The sequence below is a fragment of the Streptomyces sp. NPDC048383 genome, from assembly GCF_040651775.1.
In the GTDB taxonomy this organism is placed as follows: Bacteria; Actinomycetota; Actinomycetes; order Streptomycetales; family Streptomycetaceae; genus Streptomyces.
The window spans coordinates 58,240-83,722 of sequence record NZ_JBEZKS010000005.1; the positions used below are offsets into that span (position 1 = coordinate 58,240).

20 protein-coding genes are annotated in these 25,483 nt (G+C 70.5%); 6 read left to right on the plus strand and 14 right to left on the minus strand.

All coding sequences use genetic code 11. The features are described from left to right. The first annotated feature begins 159 nt into the window (after window positions 1-159). A complete protein-coding gene (locus AB0D46_RS05935; protein ID WP_362876037.1) occupies window positions 160-1,479 on the plus strand; it encodes an ROK family protein in 1,320 nt (439 codons plus the stop codon). Between the two features lie 428 nt (window positions 1,480-1,907). Here AB0D46_RS05935 and AB0D46_RS05940 read toward each other — a convergent pair whose 3' ends face one another. The 3 genes from AB0D46_RS05940 to AB0D46_RS05950 form a co-directional block, all read right to left on the minus strand. Beyond that, window positions 1,908-3,968 (minus strand): pectinesterase family protein, encoded by a 2,061-nt coding sequence (locus AB0D46_RS05940; RefSeq protein ID WP_362876038.1) that lies wholly within the window; start codon window positions 3,966-3,968, stop codon window positions 1,908-1,910. Window positions 3,969-4,515: 547 nt separating this feature from the next. Continuing rightward, window positions 4,516-5,376: a hypothetical protein gene (locus AB0D46_RS05945; protein WP_362876039.1), complete on the minus strand. Its 861-nt coding sequence runs from the start codon at window positions 5,374-5,376 to the stop codon at window positions 4,516-4,518. Continuing rightward, window positions 5,373-5,939, minus strand: coding sequence for a SigE family RNA polymerase sigma factor (locus AB0D46_RS05950; RefSeq protein WP_362876040.1), 567 nt, complete (start codon window positions 5,937-5,939; stop codon window positions 5,373-5,375). The genes AB0D46_RS05945 and AB0D46_RS05950 overlap by 4 nt, the downstream gene beginning before the upstream one ends. A 511-nt stretch (window positions 5,940-6,450) precedes the next feature. Between AB0D46_RS05950 and AB0D46_RS05955 the strand changes: the two genes are divergently transcribed. Then, window positions 6,451-7,794 (plus strand): polysaccharide lyase family 1 protein, encoded by a 1,344-nt coding sequence (locus AB0D46_RS05955; protein ID WP_362876041.1) that lies wholly within the window; start codon window positions 6,451-6,453, stop codon window positions 7,792-7,794. Window positions 7,795-8,309: 515 nt separating this feature from the next. Here the strand turns inward: AB0D46_RS05955 and AB0D46_RS05960 are convergent. After that, window positions 8,310-8,972 (minus strand): response regulator transcription factor, encoded by a 663-nt coding sequence (locus tag AB0D46_RS05960; RefSeq protein ID WP_362876042.1) that lies wholly within the window; start codon window positions 8,970-8,972, stop codon window positions 8,310-8,312. Continuing rightward, window positions 8,969-10,138, minus strand: a complete 1,170-nt coding sequence (locus AB0D46_RS05965; RefSeq protein WP_362876043.1) for a histidine kinase — start codon at window positions 10,136-10,138, stop codon at window positions 8,969-8,971. Before AB0D46_RS05965 ends, AB0D46_RS05960 begins: the two co-directional genes overlap by 4 nt. 132 nt (window positions 10,139-10,270) lie before the next feature. On the opposite strand from AB0D46_RS05965, the gene AB0D46_RS05970 reads away from it, so the two are divergent. Both AB0D46_RS05970 and AB0D46_RS05975 read left to right on the plus strand, forming a co-directional pair. Continuing rightward, a complete protein-coding gene (locus AB0D46_RS05970; protein WP_362876044.1) occupies window positions 10,271-11,182 on the plus strand; it encodes an ATP-binding cassette domain-containing protein in 912 nt (303 codons plus the stop codon). After that, on the plus strand, window positions 11,179-12,042 hold the full coding sequence (locus AB0D46_RS05975; protein ID WP_362876045.1) for an ABC transporter permease: 864 nt from the start codon (window positions 11,179-11,181) through the stop codon (window positions 12,040-12,042). Before AB0D46_RS05970 ends, AB0D46_RS05975 begins: the two co-directional genes overlap by 4 nt. A gap of 281 nt (window positions 12,043-12,323) precedes the next feature. Here AB0D46_RS05975 and AB0D46_RS05980 read toward each other — a convergent pair whose 3' ends face one another. Next, entirely contained in the window at window positions 12,324-12,803 is a 480-nt protein-coding gene (locus tag AB0D46_RS05980) for a hypothetical protein (protein ID WP_362876046.1), read from the minus strand. A 68-nt stretch (window positions 12,804-12,871) separates the two neighbouring features. Then, window positions 12,872-13,822 (minus strand): alpha/beta hydrolase, encoded by a 951-nt coding sequence (locus AB0D46_RS05985; protein WP_362876047.1) that lies wholly within the window; start codon window positions 13,820-13,822, stop codon window positions 12,872-12,874. A gap of 128 nt (window positions 13,823-13,950) precedes the next feature. Here AB0D46_RS05985 and AB0D46_RS05990 point away from each other — a divergent pair, with 128 nt between their 5' ends. Next, window positions 13,951-14,574, plus strand: coding sequence for a TetR family transcriptional regulator (locus AB0D46_RS05990; RefSeq protein ID WP_362876048.1), 624 nt, complete (start codon window positions 13,951-13,953; stop codon window positions 14,572-14,574). A gap of 582 nt (window positions 14,575-15,156) precedes the next feature. On the opposite strand, the gene AB0D46_RS05995 is transcribed toward AB0D46_RS05990, so the two are convergent. Further along, entirely contained in the window at window positions 15,157-15,285 is a 129-nt protein-coding gene (locus tag AB0D46_RS05995) for a hypothetical protein (RefSeq protein WP_362876049.1), read from the minus strand. A 285-nt stretch (window positions 15,286-15,570) separates the two neighbouring features. Beyond that, window positions 15,571-16,929, minus strand: a complete 1,359-nt coding sequence (locus AB0D46_RS06000) for an APC family permease (RefSeq protein ID WP_362876050.1) — start codon at window positions 16,927-16,929, stop codon at window positions 15,571-15,573. Between the two features lie 708 nt (window positions 16,930-17,637). Here AB0D46_RS06000 and tal point away from each other — a divergent pair. Further along, window positions 17,638-19,305, plus strand: coding sequence for a transaldolase (gene tal, locus AB0D46_RS06005; protein ID WP_362876051.1), 1,668 nt, complete (start codon window positions 17,638-17,640; stop codon window positions 19,303-19,305). A gap of 157 nt (window positions 19,306-19,462) precedes the next feature. On the opposite strand, the gene AB0D46_RS06010 is transcribed toward tal, so the two are convergent. The 5 genes from AB0D46_RS06010 to AB0D46_RS06030 form a co-directional block, all read right to left on the minus strand. Beyond that, window positions 19,463-20,380, minus strand: a complete 918-nt coding sequence (locus AB0D46_RS06010) for an RNA polymerase sigma-70 factor (RefSeq protein ID WP_362876052.1) — start codon at window positions 20,378-20,380, stop codon at window positions 19,463-19,465. Continuing rightward, window positions 20,377-21,570, minus strand: coding sequence for an FAD-dependent oxidoreductase (locus AB0D46_RS06015; RefSeq protein ID WP_362876053.1), 1,194 nt, complete (start codon window positions 21,568-21,570; stop codon window positions 20,377-20,379). The genes AB0D46_RS06010 and AB0D46_RS06015 overlap by 4 nt, the downstream gene beginning before the upstream one ends. Before the next feature lie 238 nt (window positions 21,571-21,808). Next, window positions 21,809-23,539, minus strand: coding sequence for a histidine kinase (locus AB0D46_RS06020; protein ID WP_362876054.1), 1,731 nt, complete (start codon window positions 23,537-23,539; stop codon window positions 21,809-21,811). Window positions 23,540-23,661: 122 nt separating this feature from the next. Beyond that, window positions 23,662-24,483, minus strand: a complete 822-nt coding sequence (locus AB0D46_RS06025) for an ABC transporter permease (protein WP_362876055.1) — start codon at window positions 24,481-24,483, stop codon at window positions 23,662-23,664. Further along, window positions 24,480-25,448 (minus strand): ATP-binding cassette domain-containing protein, encoded by a 969-nt coding sequence (locus AB0D46_RS06030; protein WP_362876056.1) that lies wholly within the window; start codon window positions 25,446-25,448, stop codon window positions 24,480-24,482. Before AB0D46_RS06030 ends, AB0D46_RS06025 begins: the two co-directional genes overlap by 4 nt. Between the last annotated feature and the right edge of the window lie 35 nt (window positions 25,449-25,483).

Below are 25,483 nucleotides of genomic sequence, written 5' to 3' on the forward strand. Positions count from 1 at the left end.
CGGGGATGCCGGCTGTGGGGTGGGGAGCGGACGTTCCGCGGTTCGCCCTCAAAACCACATGGCTTAATTTAGGATGTGAGTTAAACCTCAAGCGAAGGGCTCGTCAAGAGCGTCAACGCAGGTATCTTGCAGTTATGGGTATCGACGACAGGGGACAGAGTGCGAGTACGTAGCGGCCGAACAGTGCGTGACCTGCGGCGGGAGAACCGAACCGCTGTCCTGCAACGGTTGTATTTCGACGGTCCTCTGAGTCGCTTCTCGCTGGGTCCCGCCACGGGACTGAGCTCCGGATCGATCAGCAACGTGGTCGCGGAACTGGTCGGCGAGGGCCTGGTGGAGGAAGCCGGGAGCGTGGAGTCGGCCGGCGGGCGACCCAGGACCCTGCTCCGGATCAACCCGACCAGCGGCTACATGATCGGCGTCGATGTCGGCGAAACCCGGATCCGCATCGAGCTCTTCGACCTGACCCTGACCGAGCTCGCACGCGTCGAGCGCCCCCTGGAGGCGGCCGGGCCCCGCCGCATCGACCGCTACGACGTCGCCGTCGTCGTACGGCACCTGCGCGAGAGCATCGCCGAGGTCCTGCACAGGACCGGCATCGCCCCCGAGCGGCTGCTCGGCGTCGGCATCGGTGTTCCCGGCATCGTCGCCAGAACCGCGGACGGCGCCGTCGTCCACGGCCAGACCATCGGCTGGGACGCCGTCCCCCTGGAGCAAATGCTGCGCGACTCGCACCTGTTGCCCGAGACCGTCCCGTACTACATCGACAACGGGGCCAAGACCCTCGGCCAGGCCGAAATGTGGTTCGGCGCCGGCCGCGGGGCGCGCAATGCGGTCGTCGTGCTCTTCGGCTCAGGTGTCGGAGCCTGCGTGGTCAGCGAGGACACGCGCACCGGCCGCGCCATCGAGTGGGGCCACCTGACCGTGCGCGTGCGCGGGCGCCGCTGCCGCTGCGGAGCGCAGGGCTGCCTGGAGGCATACGCGGGGGCCGAGGCGCTCCTGGAACGCTGGGCCGAGGAAGGCGGGCGCCCGCCGGCCGACACCGACGAGGAGACCGCCCTGACGGCGATGCTCGCCGCCGCCTACCCGACGCCAAACCCCGACGGCAACACCCCGGGCGCCGACACGACGGCACTGGCCGTCCTGGAGGAGACCGCCGAGTACCTCGGCGCGGGATTCTCCGACCTGATCAACCTCTTCCAGCCCGAACGCATCCTCGTCGGCGGCTGGGCCGGCCTGCAGCTCGGAACCCGCTTCCTGGACTCCGTACGGTCCTACGCCACCTCCTACGCCCTGTCCTACCCGGCCGCCAACGTCCGCATCGACCTCGGAACCTTCGGCCCCGACGCCGTCACCGTCGGCGCGGGAATCCTGCCCCTCGCCGACTTCTTCGCCCACGGCGGCCACCGCACGGAACCAGAACGCGAGGAGCTGCTCCCGGCCTGGCGAACCACCCTGCAGGAGCGCACGGCGCACTGAACCACCGGCCCACCCCGCAGCGCGCGAGGTGGGCCGACCAGCGCGAGCGAAACCACCTCTCCAAAGGTGTGAGCCCGTCCCCGGCCGGCGACACCCGACGCCCCGCCCGGTCGAAGACGTACAACTGCCCACCAGGGCCTGGTGCCCCTGGTACTCGACGTGCTCGACGATCGGTCACGAGTCCTCGATGGAGGAACCGCGCTGGGGACGGACCAGCGAGGGCCGGCCGATCGCGTGGGTGGGCAGCGCACCCGCTGACCGGTGACGCTGTGAGCCGGCAGGCAGGACCCCGAGGGCGCTGGAGCGTCTCTGGGCACCGGCCCGCGTCCTGAAACTCCCGCAGTGACGGCGGATGCGGCCGCCTCGGGCCCGTCCGCGGATCCGGGTCCCGGGAGCTGCGCGACCCCCGGCCCCCTTCTCCCGCCGATCTACGGGGTCCAGCCGCCCAGCCAGTGCGCGACCTCGTGGGATGCGGCCTGGGCGTCGGTCAGGTGGGGCCGCTCGGTGCCCTTCGGACCGGCGCCCGGGCCGGTGTTCATGTACTCGGCGAAGCGGTCGTCCTTCCAGGCGAAGCCGCCCATGTCGGTCCAGGGCGTGCCCTTGATCGCGGCGCTGAGGTGGGAGTTGCGGATGGTGGCCTGGGGGTCGGTCGCCTTGTCGCCACCGGGATGCCAGTTCCGGCCGAGGTGGAAGGAGGACGCGGCCACATCGCCGTTGACCGTGGAACGGTTGATGAGGATGCCGTTGCGGCCCGCCGGGGTGCTCGGGGCGGTGATGTAGCCGGCCGAGGTACCGTTCCAGCGCTTCTTGAGGGTGATGACCGACTGGTCGATCACCGCGGTGGCACGGCCGAAGATGAAGTCGACGTTGCCGACGACGTAGGAGTTGGTGACGTAGACGCGGCCGGGCTTGTCCGGCGCCGCGGTTTCCATCTCCAGGGTGTCCTGGTCGCCGGTGACGATGACGCCGTCCAGCACGATTCTGTCCGCAGCCGTGAGCAGGGCGACTGCCTGGTGGCCGTTCAGGGCCTGGTTCGCGGCCTCGTCGAAGTCGTTGGAGACGCTGAGGTTGCGGAGCTGGGAGTCGTCCGACCGGACGGCGACCGTGGCGCTACCCGGTGTGCCGTACGTGCCCGAACCGTCCGGCTTCCGCGTGCCGGCCGCGTTGCCGTACACGATCACCGTGTCCTTGCGGCTCGCGCCCGAGCCCTGGATGGTGATGTGCGGCTTGCTCGCCGGAACGTCCACCGTCTCGCGGTACGTACCCGGCTTGACCGAGATGACCACGCGGGAGGGATTGCCGACGGGTACGGCGTCCACCGCGGCCTGGACCGTCTTGTACGTGCCGGATCCGTCCTTGGCCACGGTCAGGGTTGTCGCGGCCGCGGCGGAGGGGGTGGCCGCCAACCTGCCGATGGCGGGGCGGGGGCCGGCGCCGGACTTCACCTTCGAGGGGACGTCAGCGGCCGCGTCGAGGGTGTAGCGGTAGTAGGTCGTGGGGTCGAAGGCCGTGCCGCCGCTCTCGTTGCGGCCGGTGGTGTCCACGAAGACATTGCCGCGCTGCACGAGAGCGGCCGTACCGTCCTTGATGACCGGGTTGTTCATCCCCTCGAAGTAGCTGTTCTCCAGCACCATCTTCGTCCCGCCGCGCGCGTAGTTGCCGTAGGAGGAGGTGATGGACGAGTCCGGGTCGTCCTGGAGGAAGTTGTTGTAGAGGTGGGCGTGTGCCACGTTGTCCGTCGACGGGTTGCGCTGCTCGGTCTCGTGGAACCAGTTGTGGTGGATCGTGATGTCGGCGGTGACGTGGTCGGTCCAGCCGATGCCGAAGGCCTTGTTCTCGTTCTTCAGCTGGTTCCAGGACACCGTCACGTATGTGGTGTCCTTGCGGCTGTCGATCAGTCCGTCGGCCATGTTCCGCAGGTTGTTGTGGTCGATCCACACGTGGTGGGCGCCGTCCATCTGGATGGCGTCCCAGTCGTGGTCCTTGTCGTTCCAGGTGTCGGCGTAGGAGTCACGGATCGTCAGGTTCCTGATGATCACGTTGTGGACGCCCTGGCCGAGGAAGAACCCTCCGCCGACGATGTGTCCCGAGGTGCCCGCGCCGACGATGGTCTTGTCCGAGGCGACCTTGATCTCCTTGCCCTTGGGGTTCATGGTGATCGTGCCCGCCACGACGATGACGTACGGCTGCGGGGCGGTCGCGTACTTCTCCAGGTCGGCCAGGGTCTTCACGGTGACGATCGCGCCGTCCCGGCCGCCGTAGGTGCCCTTCTGTCCCAGCGCGTTGACCGAGGCGAAGCCGTCCGCGACCTCACGGGCCCAGGCCGGGCCCGTTGTGGCGGCCGCGGCCTTCGGCCGGGCGTCCTCGCCGAACACTCCGAAGGCTCCGCCGTACGACATGCCCACTGCGGTGGCCGTGGCCAACGGGATGCCGACAGTCAGGCCGAGTCTGCGCCTGCGGTGCCGTGCCTTGGGCTGCGTGGTTTTCATCGTTCACTGTCCTTGGGAGGATGGTTGTGGGGCGTACACCTGCCAGTTGCCACCGCGGGCGGAAAGGTTGCCGCCCGATTCCGGGGCACGACGCCCGTTCCGCCCGCCCGGTGCCCGCACCAACAGCCGCTCCACGTTCCGGGTCCGCCGCTGGGCGGTCCCGTACTCTCCTTCCGATCCGCTGCCCTTGCAGAGAGCCGCGCCTGAAGGGCCTCTTCGCAGCCCGCCCCTGACCGCCCCATGGACCCTGTGCCCCACGACCACGCCCCGGACAAGGCCGGGGAGTGGCTGGAGGACTGGACGGACAGCACTCGCCGGTCCCGTGTGGGTGACCACCCGCACCCCGTGGGCCGGAGGCCGTGGGCCGGAGGCCGGCCCACCATCGGTGAGGCCGACTGGGGTCTGTACGTTCCCGTGCCCCACACCCCGGCGACCGGGATGGTCCTGTCGAAGGCCCGCTACCGGCGGCGCGGGATGCTCGCCTGGGGAAGATCCTGCGCCCTCCACTCGCCACGGATGGGGAACGGTTGCCGCGTTTTCGTCGTCATCAGTCGTCGTGCCGGGCGAAGTCGCCCGAGACGGCGAGCTGTTCGCTCCGCGTACGGGCGGTGGCCGCGTAGCGGTCGTCCCAGGCGTCCCGGCCGCCGGCGGCGTGGTTGTACTGCCCGGCGAACACCCACTGGCCGGCAGGGACCGTACGACCCTGCTTGAGCACCCAGGTGTGGACGAGGTAACCGGCCTTCTCGGCGATCGTCAGCGTGAAGTCGGCCTCGGGCAGCGACCGCCACGCACCGGTGGAGCTGACCTGGCCGGTCTGAGCGATCCGCAACTCGACGGTCAGCGTGGTCAGTTCCTCGCGCGTCTTGAGGGTGACGTTGCTCTGTGCCCAGAAGTCGTTGCTGTGCGGGTCCACGGAGCCGTCCGACCACAGCGGCCCGTCCTGCTCACCGGCGGCGGGCGCGCCGGCATCGGGCGTACGCGGCGGGGAGACGTCCGGCTCGCGGGGCTCGCGGGAGGCGCTCGGTGTCGGGTCCGCGGGCGCCGGATCCACGGGCGTCGGGCCCACCGGTGAGGGAACCCGGCGCGTCGCCTCGGTCGACGGGGTGGGCGTGGAGGTGGGGGCGGGCAGCGGCGGGACCGCGACCGTCTGCCGCGGAGGTTTGTCGTTCACCAGGGAGGCCACGCCGTAGCCGCCCGTGGCGAGGATCCCCGCGACCGCCCCGGTGACGCCGACCGCGCGCAACCAGCCGAACCGTGGAGGGCGTGCCGCACGCAAACGGGGCAGGTCCTCCTGTGCCATGCCGCGTTCGATCCGTGCCAGGATCCGCGCGCGGTCGGGCCGGTGCGCCCCGGCCGCCTCGTGCAGCCGGGCGCGCAGCTCGTCGTCCCCGTCCCCCCGCATCCTCATCGGTCCCTTCCTCCGGCCATCCCGGTACGCGCCATCGCCGCGTGCACCTTACGCGGAGCGTCCTGCGCGCCGAGCAGCCGCTGCAGCTCGGCCATCCCCTTCGAGGTCTGGCTCTTCACCGTACCGACCGACACGCCCAGGGCCAGCGCGGTGTCCTTCTCGGACAGGTCGAACGCATGGCGCAGCACGACACACGCCCGCTTCCGGAACGGCAGCCTGCGCAGCGCCCCTCGGACGTCGACCACCCCGGCCACGTCCGGATTCTCCGTCTTCTCCTCCCGCTGCGCCCAGAACAGCGCGACGCGCCGCCGCTCGCGCACCGCGCTGCGTATCCGCGCCCGGGCCATGTTGGCGACCACGCCCCGCGCGTACGCCACCGGCTGCCCGCTCGCCCGCACCCGGTCCCAGCGGTGCCACAGCGCGAGCAGCGCATCCGCGGCCAGGTCGTCGGCGGCATCCGTCTCGCCGGTCAACAAGTGTGCGAGCCGGGCCAGTTCGGCGTGGTGCCGCTCGAAGAAGGCATGGAACTCCACGGAAGCGGCGTCATCGACAATTGTGGCCACGGGCGATGTCTCCTCCTCGCAGCGACCTCGGGGCCCCGGAACCGAGCGCCTGTGCCTGTCATGTGTGCGACATATGAATGTCCGAACGAGATCCGCAAGAGTAGCAGTGAGCAAGCGCTTGCTCTGCCACGTCTGTTACCCGACGGCACTCCCGGTCCCGGCCGGCGGGCAGAGGTCCCAGCACGGGCGCACAGGGGGCGCCCGCAGCCGTCGAGACGATCGGCTGAATCGATGCGGCGACCGGACCGGAACCGTGGGGGGCGTCCTGGACGCGCAGACAAAGCCAGAGGTAGCCACTTACGCCGGCTGGCCTCCACCCGCCTCTGTAGGGCTCGGGCGGGCGGGATGTGTACTCGTGACCTCTTGGTCCCGAAGGAGGTTCGGTTACGGGCCTGACCTGAACCGACCTGGTCTGCGAACCGGTTTCCCGCACGCGGCAACCTTTCAAGGGTCGGCGGCCACTAACAGGGCGTAACCCCGTCAACCCCGCTCCTCCCCCTAAGGAAGCCCCGTGGCTGCTCGCTCCCACCGCCGGTCCCTCCGATCCCGTCGTGGCGCCGTCCTCTGCGCGGCCGTCGTGGCCGCATGCGTCGGCTCTGGTGCTGTCGTGATGAACGCAAACGCCGGGACCGCCGACCTGTACCACCAGACGCTCACCTCCAAGGACGGTTGGGCGTCCTCCGGTACGGGGACCACCGGTGGCACGAAGGCGGACTCCGCCCACACCCTCACCGTCTCCACCCGTGCGCAGCTCGTGAAGGCGCTGGGCTCGGTCTCCGACACCACACCCCGCCTCATCAAGATCAACGGCATGATCGACGCCAACACCGATGACACCGGCAAGAAGTTGACCTGCGCCGACTACGCCCTCGGTACCGGCTACTCGCTGTCGGCCTACCTCAAGGCCTACGACCCGGCCACCTACGGCCGCTCCAAGCTGCCCTCCGGCACCCAGGAGACGGCACGCGCCGCCGCCCAGGCCAAACAGGGCAAGAACGTCGTCTTCAAGGTCCCCGCCAACACGACAATTGTGGGCGTCCCCGGCACGAACGCGGGCCTCAACGGGGCCATGCTCCAGATTCAGAACGTCGACAACGTCATCGTCCGCAACCTGACCTTCGCCGCCACTGAGGACTGCTTCCCGCAGTGGGACCCGACCGACGGCGACGACGGCAACTGGAACTCCAACTACGACTCGGTGTCCCTGCGCGGCGCGACCCACGTGTGGGCGGACCACAACACGTTCACCGACGCGCCGCACTTCGACAACACCAACCCGAAGCACTTCGGCCGCGAGTACCAGATCCACGACGGCGCCCTCGACATCACGAAGGGATCCGACCTGGTGACCGTCTCGCGCAACCAGTTCACCAACCACGACAAGACGATGCTGATCGGCAGCAGCGACACCGACAGCGTCGGCAAGCTGCGCGTCTCCATCCATCACAACGTGTGGAAGGGCATCATGCAGCGCGCCCCGCTGGCCCGCATCGGCCAGATCCACATCTACAACAACTACTACGACGTCACACCCCTCAACGGGTACACGCCGCAGTACAGCATCAACTCCCGCGCCAAGGCTCAGATCGTCGCGGAGAACAACTACTGGAAGCTACCGTCCGGCGCGAAGGCGGCCAAGCTCCTCAGCGGCGACGGCACCGGCTCGGTCAAGGGCTCCGGCAACCTCGTCAACGGGGCGGTGACCGACCTCGTCGCCGCCTACAACGCCGCCTCGTCCAAGGACCTGAAGACCACGGTCAACTGGACACCGACCCTCACGACGGGCCTGGAACCCTCGGCGATCAACCTTCCGACCTCGCTGGCGACGACGACGGGGGCGAGCGTGCTCAAGTAGCGCCCGCGACACGCGAGGACCGGGAGACGACGCCCCCGGCCCTCGCGTACCGCGCGCCGCGCGGTCCGCCGCCACGGACGGTGAGGGCCCGCCGATGTGTTCCCGGGGCCCCTCACGGCGTCTGCCGGACAACAGCCCACAAGCCGGTTCACGCAGGCCGCACGAACTTGATATCGGTAGCCAGAAGCCGGCGGAATGGTCCACGAGCGGCGGCGGCCGCCATGCGGGGGCGTCTCGACGGCTTCGGTTGGGGTGACCTCCTTGCGGGTGCTGCACCTGTCGCTTGCGTGAAGCTCCTTGTTCCAGTGATTGTGGAGGGTCCGGCTGCAGCCGTGGCGGTGCCCGGCGACCACGAGCATCGAGTTGACCCGGGCGGCACCTCCTGGGCAGTTCCCCCGGCGCCGTACCGCCCAGCCCGCCCCCGCGCCCGAGCTGCCGACGTTGCTGGGTGTGTCGGTGTCGTTCGATGCTACGGAGGGCCCTGTTCCGTCCTCAACGTCTTCCGCCGGTGAAACTCACCGTGGGGGCGCGACCAGGCCGATCTCGTAGGCGAGGATGACGAGGTGGACCCGGTCGCGTGCGTCGAGTTTGGTGAAGAGCCGTGCGAGGTGGGCCTTGGCGGTTGCCACGCTGATGATGAGCTCTTCGGCGATCTCGGTGTTGGACAGGCCGCGGCCGACGAGGGTCAGGACCTCGCGTTCCCGGTCGGTGATGCCGTCGACCACTGCCCGGCGGGTAGGGGCGGCGGGTTCGGGCCGCGCCGCGAACTCCTCGATGAGACGACGGGTGACGCTCGGAGCTATGAGGGCGTCTCCGGCGGCGACGACCCTGACCCCGTCGAGGATGGTCTTCAGCGGCATGTCCTTGACGAGGAAGCCGCTCGCTCCGGCGCGAAGCGCGCCATAGACGTACTCGTCGTCGTCGAAAGTGGTGAGGATGAGGACGCGGGTCTTCGACTCCGGATCCGCGTTGATCCGGCGGGTGGCCTCGATGCCGTCCGTACCGGGCATGCGGATGTCCATGATGGCGACGTCCGGCCGTAGCCGTTGGACCAGTTCCACCGCCTCGGCACCGTCCCCGGCCTCCCCCGCTACCTCCAGGTCGGGGGTGTCGGCGATGAGGACGCGCAGGCCGGAACGGATCAGGGGCTGGTCGTCGACCAGAACGACACGGATCATCGGCCTGCCTCCACAGGCACCGGAAGCCGAGCTGCCACGCGGAAGCCGCCTTCCGGACGAGGACCGGCGCTGAACTCGCCGTGCAGCAGACTGACCCGTTCGCGCATTCCGGCGATGCCGTATCCGGATCCTGCGACGGTGCCGCCCGAGCCGAGGTCGACGATATCGACGGCCAGTTCGTCGGGGCGGTAGTCGACCGTGACGTTGCAGTCCCGGGTGCCGGAGTGTCGCACGACGTTGGTGACCGACTCCTGGACGATGCGGAAGGCTGCCAGGTCGACGTCGGAGGGCAGGTCGCGACGTTCCCCCCGCCACCGGACGTCGACCCGGACCCCGGCGGCCGCGGTCTTCCCGACCAGCTGGCCGAGGGCGGCCAGACCAGGGAGCGGATCCAGCGGCGCGGACTCCTGGTCACTGCGGCGCAGTGCGCCGAGCATCTGCCGCAGGCCGGCGAGGGTCTCTCTGCTGGTGGCCTCGATGGCATCCAGCGCTTTGCGCGTCTCGGCGGGTTGGGTGTCCATGACCAGGCTGCCCACGCCTGCCTGGATGGCGATGATGCCGATGCTGTGGGCGACCATGTCGTGCAGCTCCCGGGCGATCCGCAGCCGTTCGGCCGTGACCGCCTGCTTCGTGGCCTGGGCGCGTAGCGTGTGCGCGTGTGCCTGGTTCTGATGGATCGTGTTGCCTATCAGCCAGGCGGTGACGGCGGTCGACGCGAGGGCGGCCGGCGCCGAGAGATTGAAGGCGTACCCGTTTCCCAGCCGCCAGACCGTGTACGCGGCCAGCACGCCGACCGGGAGTACGGCGGCGAGGACCGAGACCCGCCGTGAGCGGGTCGCCGCGGTGTAGCCCACGGCCGCGTCGGCCAGTAGGAAGAGCACGACCGGCGTCGCCCGCACCTCCATCCCGAGCGAGAACACGGCGCCCGTGAGCGCGATGGCCACGGCCGCCAGCGGTGCGCGGAACAGCAGTAGCGCGCCCAGGGTCGTGACGACGGCGGTGACCAGCAGCGGCGCGTCCTCGATGTTGCCGTGGTACCGGAGTAGACGCTGCAGTTCGTCCGGCCGCTGGAACGTGCGTACCAGGATGAGGGTCGACCAGAAGGCCGCCACCCACACGCCCGGTGGCACGCGTTTGAGCAGGGGTGGATGGGGAGTGGCGATCATCAGTCGATCCTATCGACGCGCTCCCACCGGGGCATTGGCCCACGGGCTTAATCCCCCGGGCTACCAGCAGGGCTCACAAGTGTGAACCGCCGGCCGACGCGGGCTCCTTGCCCTCCCCGGCAGCCTGGACCCATGATCGAATCCACCCGGCTGACCAAGCGGTACGGCGACACCGTCGCCGTCGACGACCTGACCTTCACTGTGGAACCGGGCAAGGTCACCGGCTTCCTCGGCCCGAACGGCGCAGGCAAGTCCACCACACTGCGGATGATCCTGGGCCTGAACGCCCCCACCAGTGGGTCCGTCACCGTGGACGGAGCTCCCTTCTCGCACCGCCCGCGCGGACTGCGTCACGTCGGCGCGCTGTTGGACGCCCAGGATGTCCACGGCGGACGCACCGCACAGGCACACCTGTCCGCCCTGGCCCGCAGCAACCGCATCCCGCCGGCCCGCGTGGACGAGGTCCTCCAAGAGGTCGGGCTGGCCAAGGCGGCGCGGCGCCGGATCGGAGGGTTCTCCCTCGGGATGAAACAGCGTCTCGGCATCGCGGGCGCCCTGCTCGGTGATCCCCCGGTACTGCTGTTCGACGAGCCCCTGAACGGTCTGGACCCCGAGGGCGTGCTGTGGGTGCGTGGCCTCTTCCGCCGTCTGGCGTCCGAGGGCCGCACCGTGTTCGTCTCCAGTCACATGATGGCCGAGATGGAGCACACGGCCGACCGGCTCCTCGTCATCGGCCAGGGCCGGCTGATCGCCGACGAGAGCCTGGAGGACTTCTCAGCCCGCAACGCATCCCTGGGCGTGACCGTGCACACGCCCGACCTGGCGGCCCTGGAGACCTTGCTGATCGCCGAGGGTGCGTCGGTGCGCCGCGAGAGCGACCAGGCGGGCCGGGTCACCGGCCTGACCGCAGCCCGGATCGGCGACCTCGCCCACCGGCACCGCATCGTGCTGCACGAGCTCGCCACCCACACCTCGTCCCTGGAGTCGGCGTTCATGTCCCTCACCGCCGACAGCGTCGAATACCTCGCAGGAGAAGCCCGATGAGCACCACGATGTTCTCCGGCACCCGGCCGTCCGAGAGCGCCGCCGAACCGGTGGCCAGGTTCGTCGACCTGCTCTCCGCCGAGTGGATCAAGATGCGGTCCCTACGGTCGACCTATTGGGTGCTCGCCCTCAGTGCCGTCGTCGCCATCGCGATCAACGTGAACGCCGTCCACTCCGACCTGACGTACATCGACCAGCCGCATCCCCCGCTCCCCGGCCTCCCGCCCTACAAGTACGACCCGCTGTTCCACGGCCTGGGCAGCATCGCCGCCAGCGTCATGGCACTGGCCGCGGCCAGCTTCGGCGCCATCACGGTCTTCGGCGAGTACGCCACCGGAATGATCCGCACCACGCTCGCCGCCGTCCCCGACCGGCGCGCGGTGATCACGGCCAAGGTGGCGCTCGTCACGGCGATCACGCTCGTCCTCGGTGTCATCGTCTCCGTGACGTCGTTCTTCACCACCAACGCGATGCTGGCCTCCCGCCACGTCGGACTCTCCATCCACGACCCCGGTTGCCTGCGGGCCGTCGCGGCATACGCGCTGGTCATCCCGGTCTGCGCGCTCATCGGCATGGCGCTCGGCGCCGTCCTGAGACACGCCACGGCCTCAATCGTCGCCGTCGTGGGGATGCTCTTCATCCTGCCCATGCTCTTCGGTGGCGAGAGGTACCGTCTCTTGAAGGAGATCGGCAACCACCTGCCGCTGGCCGCGCAGGCCCGGCTGTCGCTGAACCCCGACGGCCACACCAGCCTGGGCGAGTATCCGGCCACGATCACGGGCTCCTGGATCGCACTCGCGGCCTGGGCGCTCGTCTCGGTGACCGTCGCCGTGATGGTCGTGCGGCGACGGGATGTCTGAGGCCGGCTCAGCGGACGGCACTGGCACGCCTCGCCGCCCACGACCTCGCCAGAACCACCCTCGGCGGCCTCGTGGCAACCGCCGCCAAGCAGGGACTGCGGACCGCGCACCGCATCCGCGCGCGCACCGCATCGACCTGAGCTCGACGCTCGTTTCGACTGACGTTCACTCTGAACCCCGTCGGTCGACCTGACCGTACAGCGGCTGGGCGCGAGACGGTGGGGCATCATCTGACGTTTGATAAGGGGAATTGACTGACCGTCGACACGGCAACATAGCGGTCAATCGGTCAATGCCAAACCCTGGCTGCAACAGGCCTTCGACGCCGGACACATCGGTCCACGATTCCAGCCACTCCCGGCCTTCGCGACGTCCGTGGTCATCGAGCACAACGTCCACGGGGCGTCCAGGGCGCGGGCCGCGAACAACACCTCAAAGCGTCGGGGCCGCTCCCGCTGGGGCAGCGTGAGCAGCTCGGCGCCGTCCTGCTGAAGGAGGTCGAAGGCCACGTAGTAGGCGGGCGGACGAGCGGCAAGTGTGGGGGCGGTGCGGGCTCGGGCGGTGGCCCGGCGCTGCCACGCCTCGAACGACAGCCGGCCTTCCTCCCGGGTCCCACACCAGCACTTCGCCGTCGAGGACCAGGCCGTGGGGGGCGGCTCGGCCGCCGTCACCAGATCGGGGAACGCGTCCTGGACCAATTTTCCGCGACGGGTCTGGAGCAGCACTCGCCCGCCCGGCCCGTCCGGGGTGGAGACGAGCATCCGGTGCCCGTCGAACTTCAGTTATGCGTTGTTGGACGGTCCGCGAGGGCCTCGGCGGCCCGGCCCCTCTATGCGGACGTGGCGCCCCGGTTCCCCGCCGGGTCGAGGGAGTCGACGTCCTCCATGAAGGACAGCATCCGGGCGTTGACCACGTCCGGGTGGTCGATCTGCGGGCCGTGCCCGGTCGCGCTGATGATCTCGGCGCGGGCCCCGGGTATCAGGCGCGGCACCCGCTCCAGCTGCCGCTTCGGGTGCACGAGCAGGCTGTGCTTGCCCATGATGAGGTAGAGGGGGGTCCGAATGGACCGCAGCGCGTCCTCGGCGAGCGGCAGGGGTGCGGGGCGGCGGATTCGGTACGCGCGGGCGCCGAGCTGGATCCACTTGCGCATCTCGGGGACGGCGATGACCGGCTGGTCCAGCCACTTGGCGAGCCGGGGGCGCAGGGCCTTGGGGGCGAAGGTGGCGAACAGGCTGATGAAGACCCAGGCGAAGAAGCGCAGGCCGACCTTCTCCAGGCCGCCCGGGTCGAGGGCGGTGACGGAAGCGAGTCGTTCGGGCCGGCGGTGGGCCTGGTTGAGGACGAGCCAACCACCGTAGGAGGAGCCGACGAGGTGGACCTCGTCGAGGCCCAGCGCGTCGAGGGCCTCGTCCATCCACTGCGCGGCGCGCTCGGGCTGCCACATGGGCTCGCGGTGGACACTGCGGTTGGCGTCACCCGGGGTGTCGAGGGCGTAGACGGGCCGGTCGAGGCTGAGCCCGGGGGTGTTGGGGTACCACATGGCGGAGCTGTAGCCGGCGCCGTGAATCAGGACGATCGGCGTCCGCGACTCGGCCGCAGGGTCGGTGGGGCCGTAGCGGTAGACGTGGGTGGTGCCGAAGCTCGTCTCCACGTCCGTCTCGGAGCGGGCCGGTGCTCCCATCGCGTAGAGCACGTCCGCGGCGGCGAAGTAGCGATCGCGGAGCTTGTCGTTGACGTAGCGGCCGACGTCGCGGCGCGCACGGGTCGTGGTTTCGGGCACGGGGGCACCTCCAGAAAGGTTCGTTCTTCGTGATACGACCGTATCACATTGTTGATACGGCAGTACCATGAAGCGATCCGGACGTGGCCGGACGCGAACCCACCCATCGACAGCCGGAGGCACCGCACATGCCCAAACACGTGGACCACGAGGAACGGCGCATCCAGATCGCCGACGCCCTCATCCAGGCCGCCGGACGGCGCGGACTGCACGCCGTCGGCATGCGCGACGTCGCAGCCGAGGCAGGCGTGTCACTACGGCTCGTCCAGTACTACTTCGAGACCAAGGAGAAGCTGCTCTTCTACGGCCTCAAGCACCTCACCGACCGCTTCACCGCGCGTGTGGGCGCCCGCCTCGCCACCGTCGGACCGGACCCGGGCCCGCGCGCCACCATCGAGGCGCTGCTGCTGGCCTCGCTGCCGATCGACGAAGAGAGCCGCACGTTCCACCTGCTGTACAGCTCCTATGCGATCTTGTCCGTGACCGACGGAGCGTTGGCCGCCCAGCCCTTCATCGACAACCCCGACGCCGCCGAGAACGCCCTGACCGCACTGCTCCAGCAGGCACAGGAGACCGCCCTGGCCGATCCGGCCGTCGACGCGCGCACGGAGGCGATCAGCCTGCTCGCCATGACCGCGACCATGGGCACCAGCATCCTCGTCGGCCAACGGACACCGGAATCCGCCATCGCGGTACTCCACCACCACCTCGACCGGATCTTCACCAACAGCCCCATCACGCCCTCCGCATGACATCGACAGCGACACCGGACTCCACCCAGCGGACTGCCATGGAACCCTGTCCATGACTTCCGCTCAGAGGCCACCGCGGCGGCGCGGGGGCGTACGGGCGCGATCGCCTCGGCGGCCTGCGCCAGCATCGGGCCCACCGGCGGCCGCTCAGCACCATCTCCCCCGCCCCGCCTGTCGTACGGGCCGCAGCCCAGCCGCCCGCGCGGCGCCTCAAGGCACGGGGCCCTTCCCTCTCATGACAGAACCCGACCGGCGTGACTACGAGGCGCGCGCCGGCCGGGTCCTGTCCGGGAGAAGCCCGTCGTCGATCACGGTTCCCACTCGTACCGCCCCACGCCCCGGTCCCCGCCGCTTCGCCGGCTGGGGCGAATGGCTGCCGAGTCCACGCCCACGGACGCGTCCGGCGTCCGGGGGTCCGGAGCCGACCGGTCGTCAACCGGCCGACGGCCCGCCCGTGACCACTACGGCCCCGGTGCCGTTGCCTGCCCGCCGTGCGGCTGGTGTCCCCCACATCCGCCGCGCGGCCTGCCGGCAGCGGGCCCTGCCCGGACACCCACCGCCGGGACTCCCGGCGTCGCCCGGTCAGACCGCGGTGCCGTCCCGGATCTCGAACACCGACAGGACGCCAGTCATCTCCAGCGACCGCCGAAACTGGCTCGGCACCGGACCCTCAAGAACCGGCTGCCGGGTGAGGCGCAGGCGGATCAACACGCTCAGGAACGACCCGAGCCCGCACTCACCGACAAGTGGTTGGGCCGCGTTGGCCTAGCCAGGCGAGGCCGGGTCAGTCCCGGGTGCGGCGGCGCAGCCGGTGGGTGATGGCCCGTGCTGCGGGAAGTCGGCGGGCGGCCGGTTCCGCAGCCGGGCCCTTACGGGCGGCGGCCCGCGCACAGGGGACTCCCCCACTGTGAGCGCCCCGCCGACACCCTGGTGTGCGCATCAGCGTCTCGGCGTCGTTCTGCCAGCCGGGCGCCGGCCCGCTGTCCTCTAGGTCCGTCAGGGGTTGTCCGCGGCGGGCTTGGTGTCTGCGGGCACTGCTCGGCGGCGCCTCAGCCACAGGGTGAGAACACCGAGCACCACGCCGACCCCCATCAGGGCGAGCCCGCGGGCCCACACCGAGGCCTCGATCCGGGTCGCCAGGGCGAGGCAGGAGAGCGCGCCGAGCACCGGCACTGCCGCGGGTGCACGGAAGTGCCCGGTGGTGGGAGATCGCCGGTCGCGTCGCAGGACGAGGACGGCCGTGTTCACGGTGAGGAAGACGGCCAGCAGGAGGAGGACGAGCGTGCCCGCCAGAACGTCGATCTCGCCGGTGGCGGCGAGCAGGGCCGCCGCGGTGCTGGTCGCGGCGATGGCCGCCCAGGGGGTGCGCCGGGTCGGCAGGACCCGGGTGAGGAAGGCGGGTAGGAGGCCCTCGCGGGCCATCCCGTAGGCCAGGCGGGAGCTCATGATGCCGGTGAGGAGGGCTCCGTTGGCCACCGCGACCAGGGCGATGAGCGCGAACAGCTTCGGGGGTACGGCTCCGGCGGTGCGGACGACCTCCAGCAACGGACCGTCGGAGGCGGCGAGCGTGCTGGTCGGCACGGCGGCGGAGGCCGCCGCGCCGACTGCCGCGTACACGACGCCGGCGGTGGCGAGCGCCCCGAACAGGGCGCGCGGGTAGGAACGGGTGGGGTCCAAGGTCTCCTCGGCGACGTTCACGGACGTCTCGAAGCCCACGAACGAGTAGTAGGCGAGTACCGCTCCCGCCATCACGGCGGCCGCGGGCGACGCGGAGTCGGTCCCGAGCTGGGTGAGCCTGCCCACGTCGCCGTCGCCCCGCATCACGATCCACGCTCCGAGCCCCACCACGAGCAGCAGGCCACCGGTCTCGATCAGGGTGGCGACGGTGTTGAAGCGGGTCGACTCACGGATTCCGCGGGCGTTCAGCAGCGCGAGCAGGACGAGGAATACCACCGCGACGATCACCACCGGCAGCGAGACCAGTGCGGTCAGGTAGTCGCCCGCGAAGCCGCGGGCGAGCGCCGCGACGGACACGATGCCGGCTGCCAGCATGCAGTACCCGGTGAAGAACCCGACGGCTGGGCCGTAGGCGCGCGTCGCGTAGTAGGAGGCGCCGCCGGCCCGCGGGTACTTCGTGGCGAGCTCCGCGTACGAAGCGGCGGTCAGGAGCGCCAGGAGGAGGGCCACCGTCAGGGGCACCCAGACGGCGCCGCCCGACTTGGCGGCGATCTCGCCGACCAGTACGTAGACGCCGGCGCCCAGGACATCTCCGAGGATGAAGAAGTACAGCAGGCGTGTGGTGAGGACCTTTCGGAGCGGTCCCTGCTCTCCTGTGTCGGCAGGTTTGGGGGGCATGATCCTCAACTGTTCAGTCACGGTACGGGACGGGCGTTCGAGCGGACGCCGGGAGCGGTCCGGTGGTGCGGCCACCCCTGTGGGGCGCCTAGCGGCAGACGGTGCGGCCAGGCGTGGACGCGCGCCGTGGTTGCGGCCACGGCGGACACGACCAGGGCGGTGACCTCCGCGCCGCGGTCGGCAGCCTGCGAGGCGAGTGCGCCCGTTCCGGTGCCGATCTCCAGGACGCCCGTGACGTGAGCACGTGAGCGGAGGTCTCGCGAGCCGGTGCCGGTGCCGGAAGGCGCGTGGCTGCCTGCGGGCGGTAGCCGGTCGACAGCGCGACCGGCCCCGGAGGCAACGCGCTCAAGGGCAGAGCGGTACTGGACATCGTGTACCTCCGGTGGAGCGGCAGCGCCGCGGGGTGGGTCTCCGCTGACCTTCGTCAGCGGCACGCTGCTCCTGCCCCGCCCCATGCGCCGCAACCGTCGCATCGAGGGGAGCGTCAGACCCATGTACACGGCTCGAACCGGGTGTCGATTACGCCGTTGCGGGGTGCACGTCCGGGGCTCGCAGCGCTATGCGGAGGTGCGCCGTCCGCCTTGGAGCTTCGTCCCACGGGGCGGGGTGAGTGCGTGTCCCGGGATGTGGTGGGCAGGAGCGGAAAGGACGGTGCCGGGCGCCGCAGCGTGATCAGTCGGCGGCGCCGCGCCCTTATGGAGGTCTTCAATGTCTGGTCCCACCGCCACTGACCGGCTTGCCACTCTGTCCGACGCGGGGGTCTCGGTCTGGCTCGACGACCTGTCCCGGGAACTTCTGGCCGGCGGTGGGCTCAAGGAGCTGATCACCGACAAACACGTGGTCGGGGTGACGACCAACCCGACGATTTTCGCGTCCGCCCTGTCCAAGGGGGACCGCTACACCGCGCAGCTCCGCCGTCTCGCGGCCGTGGGTACCACCGTCGATGAGGCAGTCTTCGCTCTCACCACCGATGACGTCCGTGACGCCTGCGACGTCTTCCTTCCCGTCCACGAGCGCACCGGTGGCATCGACGGACGGGTGTCCATCGAGGTCGACCCGCGACTGGCCCAGGACGCCACCGCGACCGGCGAGCAGGCCCGCCGGCTGTGGGAGAGCGTCGACCGCCCGAACCTGCTCGTGAAGATTCCGGCCACCCGCAAGGGGCTGGAGGCGATCACCGCCGCCGTCGCCGAGGGAATCAGCGTCAACGTCACGCTGATCTTCTCCCTGGACCGCTACCGCGAGGTGATGGACGCCTACCAGAGCGGTCTGGAGCGGGCGCACGCCGCCGGACGCCCACTGGCGGACATCCACTCGGTCGCCTCGTTCTTCATCTCCCGCGTCGACACCGAAGTCGACCGCCGTCTCGACGCCCTCGGCACGGCCGAGGCCCGGGCGCTGCGGGGCAAGTCCGCGGTCGCCAACGCCCGCTTGGCGTTCCAGGCGTACGAGCGGATGCTCCTGGAGCCGCGCTGGCAGGTCCTCGCCGCGGCCGGAGCACGTATGCAGCGCCCGCTGTGGGCGTCCACCGGGGTCAAGGACCCGTCCTACCCCGACACGAGGTACGTCAGCGAACTCGTCATCGCCGGCACCGTGAACACGATGCCGGGTGCCACGCTGGCCGCGTACGCCGACCACGGCGCCCTGCCCGGCCCCCCGGTCGCGGCTGACGAATTCGCGGCCGCCGCGACCCACTTCGAGGAGCTGGAGCGGGTCGGCATCGACTTCGGGGACGTCACCGACACACTCGAACGCGAGGGTCTGGCGAAGTTCGAGGCCAGTTGGAAGGAGCTGGGAGCGTCGGTGGAACGCGAGATGGCTTCGGAAACCGACCGGCGTGGCGACGTCAACGGGCATCCGGACGATGGTTCTAACACCGAGGCCGGGCTCCTTTCCATCTACCTCAACGATCACTACTCCGCGGCGACCGGCGGTCTGGAGCTGTTCCGTCGCGCCGCGAAGGCGAACGCGGGCGAGGAGGGCGGCGAAGTGCTCTCCGGCCTGGCGCGACGGATCGCGGAGGACCGGGACTCGTTGGCACAGATCATGGCTGATCTGGGCGTGTCCATCAGCCACTCCAAGGTCGCCATGGGGTGGCTCGCGGAGAAGGCGGGCCGCCTCAAGCCCAACGGTCACATGGTGTCCCGCTCGCCCCTCAGCGCCGTCGTGGAGGCCGAATCGATGCTCCTGGCCGTCCACGGCAAGGCGGCCGGTTGGCGGACCCTGCGCGCCCTGGCCGAGACCGACGGCCGTCTCTCCGTCCCCGCCCTCGACACACTGCTGGAGCGCGCCGACCAGCAGGCAAGGCTCGTGGACGAAGTGCGCAGCACGGCAGTCGCCCGGGTGCTGTGTGCCCGGCCCTCCCCCGCTTCCTGATCCGGGACAACACCGGCTGCTCGGCGGCACGCACGATGGAGAGTCGCTGAATGGTGTGGCGGAAGCGCCTGCCTGGCTCCGGTTTGCCGTGTCCGCCGGCGGGGTCGAGGACGACCTCGGTCCAGCCGTCAGAGCCCGCCCGCTGCGATGAGGCGCCTCAGATGAGGTCGTGTCGAGTTCCGTCGGCGACTGCGTGGAGCTTGTCGGGGTTGGCCACGTTGTGGATGGTCGAGATGCGGCCTTCCGGATCGAAGTCGAACGTCAGCGTGGCGACCACGCGGTCCGGGCCGAGGAAGACCACGCCCGGGCCGCCGCTGATCCAGGTGAGCTCTGCCCGCATCTGCCCCGGCTCGATGCCCTGATAGGTCGCGGTGCCGAGCGCGGCGAACCAACGGGCCACGGTCTCCAGTCCGACGACCGGCTTGAGGGCCTGGCGGACCTTGCCCCCGCCATCGGTCCACAGCGTCACGTCCGGGGAGAGCAGCTCCATGAGGGTGTTGATGTCGCCGCCCGCCGTCGCCGCGAAGAAGCGCTCGGTGATGTCGCGTTGGCGGGCGCGGTCCGCGGTGAAACGGGGCCGGCGGGCCTGTACGTGCTCGCGGGCGCGGTGCGCGGCCTGCCGGACCGCCGCCTCCGAACGTTCCACCGCCTGCGCGATCTCCGCATGGCTGAAGGCGAAGACCTCCTTCAGCACGAAGACCGCGCGCTCCAGGGGGCTCAGCGTCTCCAACACGACCAGCAGGGCCATGGAGACCGAGTCCGACGAAGCAACGCCGTCAGCTGTGTCCGGGCCGGTGAGGATCGGCTCGGGGAGCCATGGCCCGACGTAGGTCTCGCGCTGATGGCGAGTCGAACGGAGCCGCTCCATCGACAGGTTGGAGACGATCCGGGCCAGGTAGGCCTTGGGGTCGGCGACCTGGGACCGGTCGGCCGCCGACCACTTGAGCCAGGCGTCCTGGACCACGTCCTCGGCATCGGCAGCGGTACCGAGGATGCGGTAGGCGACGGAGAAGAGCAGGGTGCGGTACTGCTGGAAGGCGAGCTGGTCGGGGCCGACCTGCTGCGGCTGGGTCACTTGACGCTCCGAATCCGGGTGTAGCGGCCGCCGTGCGGCCAGAACGCGCCCGAGGCGGGCATTTTCTTCATGCGGGCGAAGGTCGGCCACGGCGCGGCGGTGACCGTCTCCTTGTACTTTGCGGCTCGCTTGCCGGACAGCACGATCCGTCGCGGGCTGTCGTCGGGGTGGGTGAACTGTACGACGGCGTCGTTCCGGCCCAGACTGACGGGTGTGTGGTAGTAGCCGAAACGGAAGGGCTTGGGCTCCTTGCCGGCCAGCACCCGCAGGATCGAGAGGGCCGCGTGCACGCCGGTGGGCATACCCCCCTGACAGGTCCCGTGCATCACGCCGTAGCCCTGACGGATCGCTGCCGCATCGCCCACGGCGTAGACGTCCGGGTGGGAGACCGAGCGCAGCGCGCTGTCGGTGACCACACGGCCGCGCTCGTCGACGGTCAGGCCCGCGGCGGCCGCCAGCGGGGAGACACGGGTGCCGCTGGTCCACAGCACCACGCCCGCCGGGATGACGGATCCGTCCGCGAGCTCGACGCTGTCCGGCAGCACCTTGGCCACCTCGACGCCGCTGCGCACCCGCACGCCGAGCCGGGCGAGCGCCGCGTCCAGGTGGGCCCTGGCCTTCGGGTGCATGCTCGCGCCCGGCTCCTGCCGGCCCAGCAGCACCACCTCGAGTTCCGGGTGCCGCTCGGCGATCTCCGCGGCGGCCTCGACGCCGGTGAGGCCGCTGCCGGCGACCACGACGGTCCCACCGTCGAGGCGTGTCAGCCGGTCGGCGAGGAGGGCGGCGTCCTCCGGGCTGTTGAGGGTGTGGGCGTGGTCGTCCACGCCGGGGACGGCGACGGTGTCCGCGATGCTGCCCAGGCCGTAGACCAGGGTGTCGTAGCGCAGAACGCGGTCGTCGTCGATCCGGACGGTCTTCGCCCCGGCGTCCACGGCGGTGACCCAGCCACGGACGAATCCGGCGCCGGTGCCGTCCAGCAGCTCCGGGATGTTCATCTCGGCCGTCTCCTGACCGGTGGCGGTCATGTGCAGTCGGAGCCGCTCGGTGAAGGTGTCGTAGGGGTTGACCAGCGTCACTCGCAGGTTTCCGCGTTTCCTGGTGCGGGCCGCGAGCTGGATCGCGGTGGAGAGCCCGGCGTAGCCGGCGCCCAGGACCAGGACCTCGTGCTGCTGCGTTGCTGTCACGTTCATCGCTCTGTTGTCTCTTTCGTGTCGGTCGTTCCCGCTGTGCGGACGACCACCAGACGCAAGCTGCCCTGCCGTTCGTGACATGGAGCCGATATGACCCGCGTCACACGAAGGGGAGGGAGCGTGTCCATCGTTCGCCGTGCGTTTGCGCCGGGGCGTTCTGCGCCCGGACGCCGCCGCGCCGGGCGCGGTCGTCGGCCGGATGTCACCGACTCCGACGGCGCGTCGGTCACGGCACACGTCAATCCACGTCGGCTGATCGGTGAGAAGCGGTCCCGCGGCCGGTTCGGCCCGCGGGGACGGTGTCTTTGGTGATGAGGGTGTCGTCGGACCAGCAGAGGCGGTAGAGGTCGACTTGTTCCAGCAGGTCGCGGCCCGATCGGTAGAACTCGCACGTGGTGCCGGTTGGTCGAGGGGTGGAGCGGGCGTGGTCGGGCGGGTAGGGATAGGGGCGGGCCGGCAGCAGTGAGGCAAGTTCGGTGCGCGGCCGGCCGGTGGTCAACTCGTCGAAGGCGGAGGGCGGTAGCACGCTCGTCGTCAACTGCCAGGCCAGGAAGCCGACGGTGGGCACGAAGACGGCCGCTGCGGCGGCCGGCGCCGCGAAGGCCACGACGGAGCGGCGTCGAGCGGTGCGCCGTGCGTGGGCGAGCCGCCTGGTGAACTCAGTGGCGGTGGCTTCCGGGGCCGGAGGAAGGGTGATGTCGGAGGACGGCGACGCGAGCCCCGCATGTGTGCGCCGGTTCCAGGGCGGCCTTCCGGGCGCCGTCCTCGGTGCCGGGGCCGGGGTGGCAGAGCGAGCTGTCGCCTGGTGGGGGAACAGGGCGATGACCTGAAAGCCGCCCCGGTGGGGGCCCGTGCGCAAGGAGCCGCCGAGAACCGTCATCCGTTCGCGGAGCCCGGTCAGTCCTCGGCGCCCGAGACCGTCCGCCCTTTCCGCGCCGGCGCGTGGTGCTCCGTCCGCCGGCGGGGCGGCGTTCACGACACTCACGCGGGTGCGGTCGGCGCCGTGTGCGATCTCCACACGGATCGCGCCGCCGGGGGCGTGTTTGACGGCGTTGGTGACGGCCTCCTGCACCACTCGATACATTCCGCGGTCGACCAGGGGCGACAACGCGGGCACCGCCCCGCGCCGCTCCCACCGCACGGGCACTCCGGAGGTGACGGCTCGGCCGAGGAGGTCGTCGATGGTGTCGTTGACGGGGCGGTCCGTGCCCGGTTCGGGGGTCTCGTGCAGGACGGCGATCGTCTCCCGCAGTTGCTCGACGGCGTCCGCGATCGTGCCCCGCAGGTCGGAGAGCTCGGTGCGGTCGCGGTCGGTGAGATCGGGGGAGAGTTCCAGGGCCCCGGCCCGCAGGGCCACCAGACTCAGGGCGTGGCCGAGGGAATCGTGCATGTCGGCCGCGATGTCGGCGCGTTCGGTCAGGCGCGCCCGCTCCGCAACCAGGTGTTGGCGTTCCTCAAGGCTTCGGGCCGTGCGCCATCCCTCGCGTACGAATTCGCGGCGGCCCCGCCAGTGCCTGCCGATCAGCCACGGAAGGAGGAGAGCGGCGGGCAGTACCGTCAGCGCCCAGAACCACCAAACGACCTGCACCCGCAGCACCGCACACGTCGCGACATCCACAGCGAGGCACGCGGCGAGCACGAGAAGCGGGCCACGGGCAGCAGTGACCCGGGCTCCCAGCAGGCAACCGAGGGCAGCCAGCGACAGGACATGGGCGTTGGCCGGGGTCGAGGAGTCGGCCAGGCCCAGCGCGCACAGCCCGTTGGCGAGGATGACAGCGGCCCCCGGCCGACTGCGGGACAGCGGCACGGCCACTGCCAGGACGGCCAAAGGGAGGATCAGGTCCGAGAAGGGGGACACCGCGCCCGCGTCCCGAAAGCCGTAGCCGGTCGCGGCGGCGAGTACGGCCCACAGGGCCACGTCGCCGAACAGGACCCTGGCCGGGGGCAGGGGTATGCGCGAGTACGCCATGGCACGTCGCCCCTCCGGTCGGTGGCTGTTTTGGTCTACCTCCGTCGATTCTGCGGGACGGCTCCGAACCAGCGACCACAGGGTGTTCGACGACCCCGCCACGGACAGGTTTCGACAGGCCGTCAGGCGTCCCTGCGGCGAAGGACGTACAAGCCGATCAGGTGCGCCGCCGCAGCCCATGCCACGACGATCAGAACGGAGGTGGCCGCCGAGTGCGGCGCGTCGGTGCCGATGAACATGAAGTGGTCTGCCGCACCGTGTGGCAGATGGTCGTTGATGGCCGCGAGGGTCGGACCGCCGAGCCCGAGGAGCAGGCTCGGCAACGCCCACAGGAGCGTGGTGAGGATCGACAGTGCTCCGGCCGCGTGACGCGTGACGAAGGCAACGCCGACGGTCAGCAAGGCGATCAGCGCCTGGTAGCTCCCGATGGCCAGGATCTGAGTGAGGGTCGTGCCCGCTTCGAACGAGGCCCGCCCGCCGAACCCTCCCCATGCCACCACCATCCCCACGATCGCGAAGCCGATCCCGGCGATGAAGGCGACTCCGCCGACCACCGCCGCTTTCGCCACATGGACCCGATGACGCCGGGGCACCCACAACAGTGACGCCCGCACGCTCCCCGTCGAGTACTCGGAGGTCACCGCGATCGTGGCGAGGATGACGACGGCGAACTGCGCCAGGACGGTGGAGGCGGCCGACGCGTTCCCGACGGGCTGGACCGCATGCCCGTTGATACGGGCGATCGCGGCGTAGTAGTAGGTGAACACCCCGGTGATCGCGAGGCCCGCCAAGAGGCAGAAGTAGGGGCCACGGACGGACCACAGTTTCGTCCACTCGGCGGCGATCGCCCCCGTGAAGCCCGCGGAACCCCTTCGGCTCCGATCGCGGGCCGCTCCGCCTTGGAACGTGTCCGTCCGTTCGGCGGGTGCCGTTGTCGGGGTCACTTTCGTCCTCCGTCGTTCGACGCGGTGGTGGTTCCCGCCGGGCGCGCTTCCACGCCGGTGGCATACTCGACGCTTCGTGCGGTGAGGTCCATGTAGGCGTGCTCCAACGAAACTCGAACGTCGCTCAACCCGTGCAGCCGGACCCGGCACGCGTGGGCGAGGTCGCCGACCTCGACGGCGTTGCGTCCCTCGACCGTGAGTTCGCCGGCCGGGGAGGTCTCCACGCGCACTCCGTCCCTGGTGATCAAGCGGCGGACCAGCATCGCCCGCTCTTCCGGGTCGGGCACCAGGGCGCGCGCCGACGCGGGAGACGCGGCGGCGAGGAACTCCGTCATGGAGGTGTCGCTCAGCAGTCGGCCACGCCCGATGACGACGAGGTGGTCGGCCGTCAACTGCATCTCGCTCATCAGATGGCTGGAGAGGAACACGGTGCGGCCTTCCGCCGCCCCCTCGCGCACGAGCCGCCGGATCCACCGCACCCCGTCCGGGTCGAGGCCATTGACCGGCTCGTCCAGGACGAGCACCGGCGGGTCGCCCAACAGGGCGCCCGCCACCCCGAGGCGCCCACTCATCCCGAGCGAGTACGTCCCGACCGGCCGCCGGGCCGCCTTGGCCAGGCCCACCGTCTCCAGCACCTCATCCACACGACGGACCGGGATGCCGTTGGAGCGGGCTTGCGCCATCAGGTGGGCGCGGCCGGAGCGGGCCGGGTGCACGGCTCGTGCGTCCAGCATCGCTCCGACCGCGCGCAGTGGCTGCCGCAGGTCCGCGTAGGGACGGCCTGCGATCAGGGCACGCCCGCCGGTGGGATGGTCGAGCCCCAGGATCATCCGCATCGTGGTGGACTTCCCGGCTCCGTTGGGTCCCAGGAAGCCGGTCACCCGTCCGGCCTGGACATCGAAGGTCAGGTCGTCCACGGCCACGGTGCCGCCGTAGCGTTTGCTCAGTCCACGCAAGGTGATCACAAGAATCCTTCGTTGTCGGTCGCGTCACGAGGCGT

What these genes read in the sequence shown, in the direction of transcription:
- AB0D46_RS05940 (WP_362876038.1), bottom strand. Translation starts at nt 3,968, where the DNA reads ATGAAAACCACGCAGCCCAAGGCACGGCACCGCAGGCGCAGACTCGGC.
- AB0D46_RS05945 (WP_362876039.1), bottom strand. Translation starts at nt 5,376, where the DNA reads ATGAGGATGCGGGGGGACGGGGACGACGAGCTGCGCGCCCGGCTGCAC.
- AB0D46_RS05960 (WP_362876042.1), bottom strand. Translation starts at nt 8,972, where the DNA reads ATGATCCGTGTCGTTCTGGTCGACGACCAGCCCCTGATCCGTTCCGGC.
- AB0D46_RS05965 (WP_362876043.1), bottom strand. Translation starts at nt 10,138, where the DNA reads ATGATCGCCACTCCCCATCCACCCCTGCTCAAACGCGTGCCACCGGGC.
- AB0D46_RS05970 (WP_362876044.1), top strand. Translation starts at nt 10,271, where the DNA reads ATGATCGAATCCACCCGGCTGACCAAGCGGTACGGCGACACCGTCGCC.
- AB0D46_RS05975 (WP_362876045.1), top strand. Translation starts at nt 11,179, where the DNA reads ATGAGCACCACGATGTTCTCCGGCACCCGGCCGTCCGAGAGCGCCGCC.
- AB0D46_RS05980 (WP_362876046.1), bottom strand. Translation starts at nt 12,803, where the DNA reads ATGCTCGTCTCCACCCCGGACGGGCCGGGCGGGCGAGTGCTGCTCCAG.
- AB0D46_RS05990 (WP_362876048.1), top strand. Translation starts at nt 13,951, where the DNA reads ATGCCCAAACACGTGGACCACGAGGAACGGCGCATCCAGATCGCCGAC.
- AB0D46_RS06000 (WP_362876050.1), bottom strand. Translation starts at nt 16,929, where the DNA reads ATGCCCCCCAAACCTGCCGACACAGGAGAGCAGGGACCGCTCCGAAAG.
- tal (WP_362876051.1), top strand. Translation starts at nt 17,638, where the DNA reads ATGTCTGGTCCCACCGCCACTGACCGGCTTGCCACTCTGTCCGACGCG.
- AB0D46_RS06015 (WP_362876053.1), bottom strand. Translation starts at nt 21,570, where the DNA reads ATGAACGTGACAGCAACGCAGCAGCACGAGGTCCTGGTCCTGGGCGCC.
- AB0D46_RS06020 (WP_362876054.1), bottom strand. Translation starts at nt 23,539, where the DNA reads ATGGCGTACTCGCGCATACCCCTGCCCCCGGCCAGGGTCCTGTTCGGC.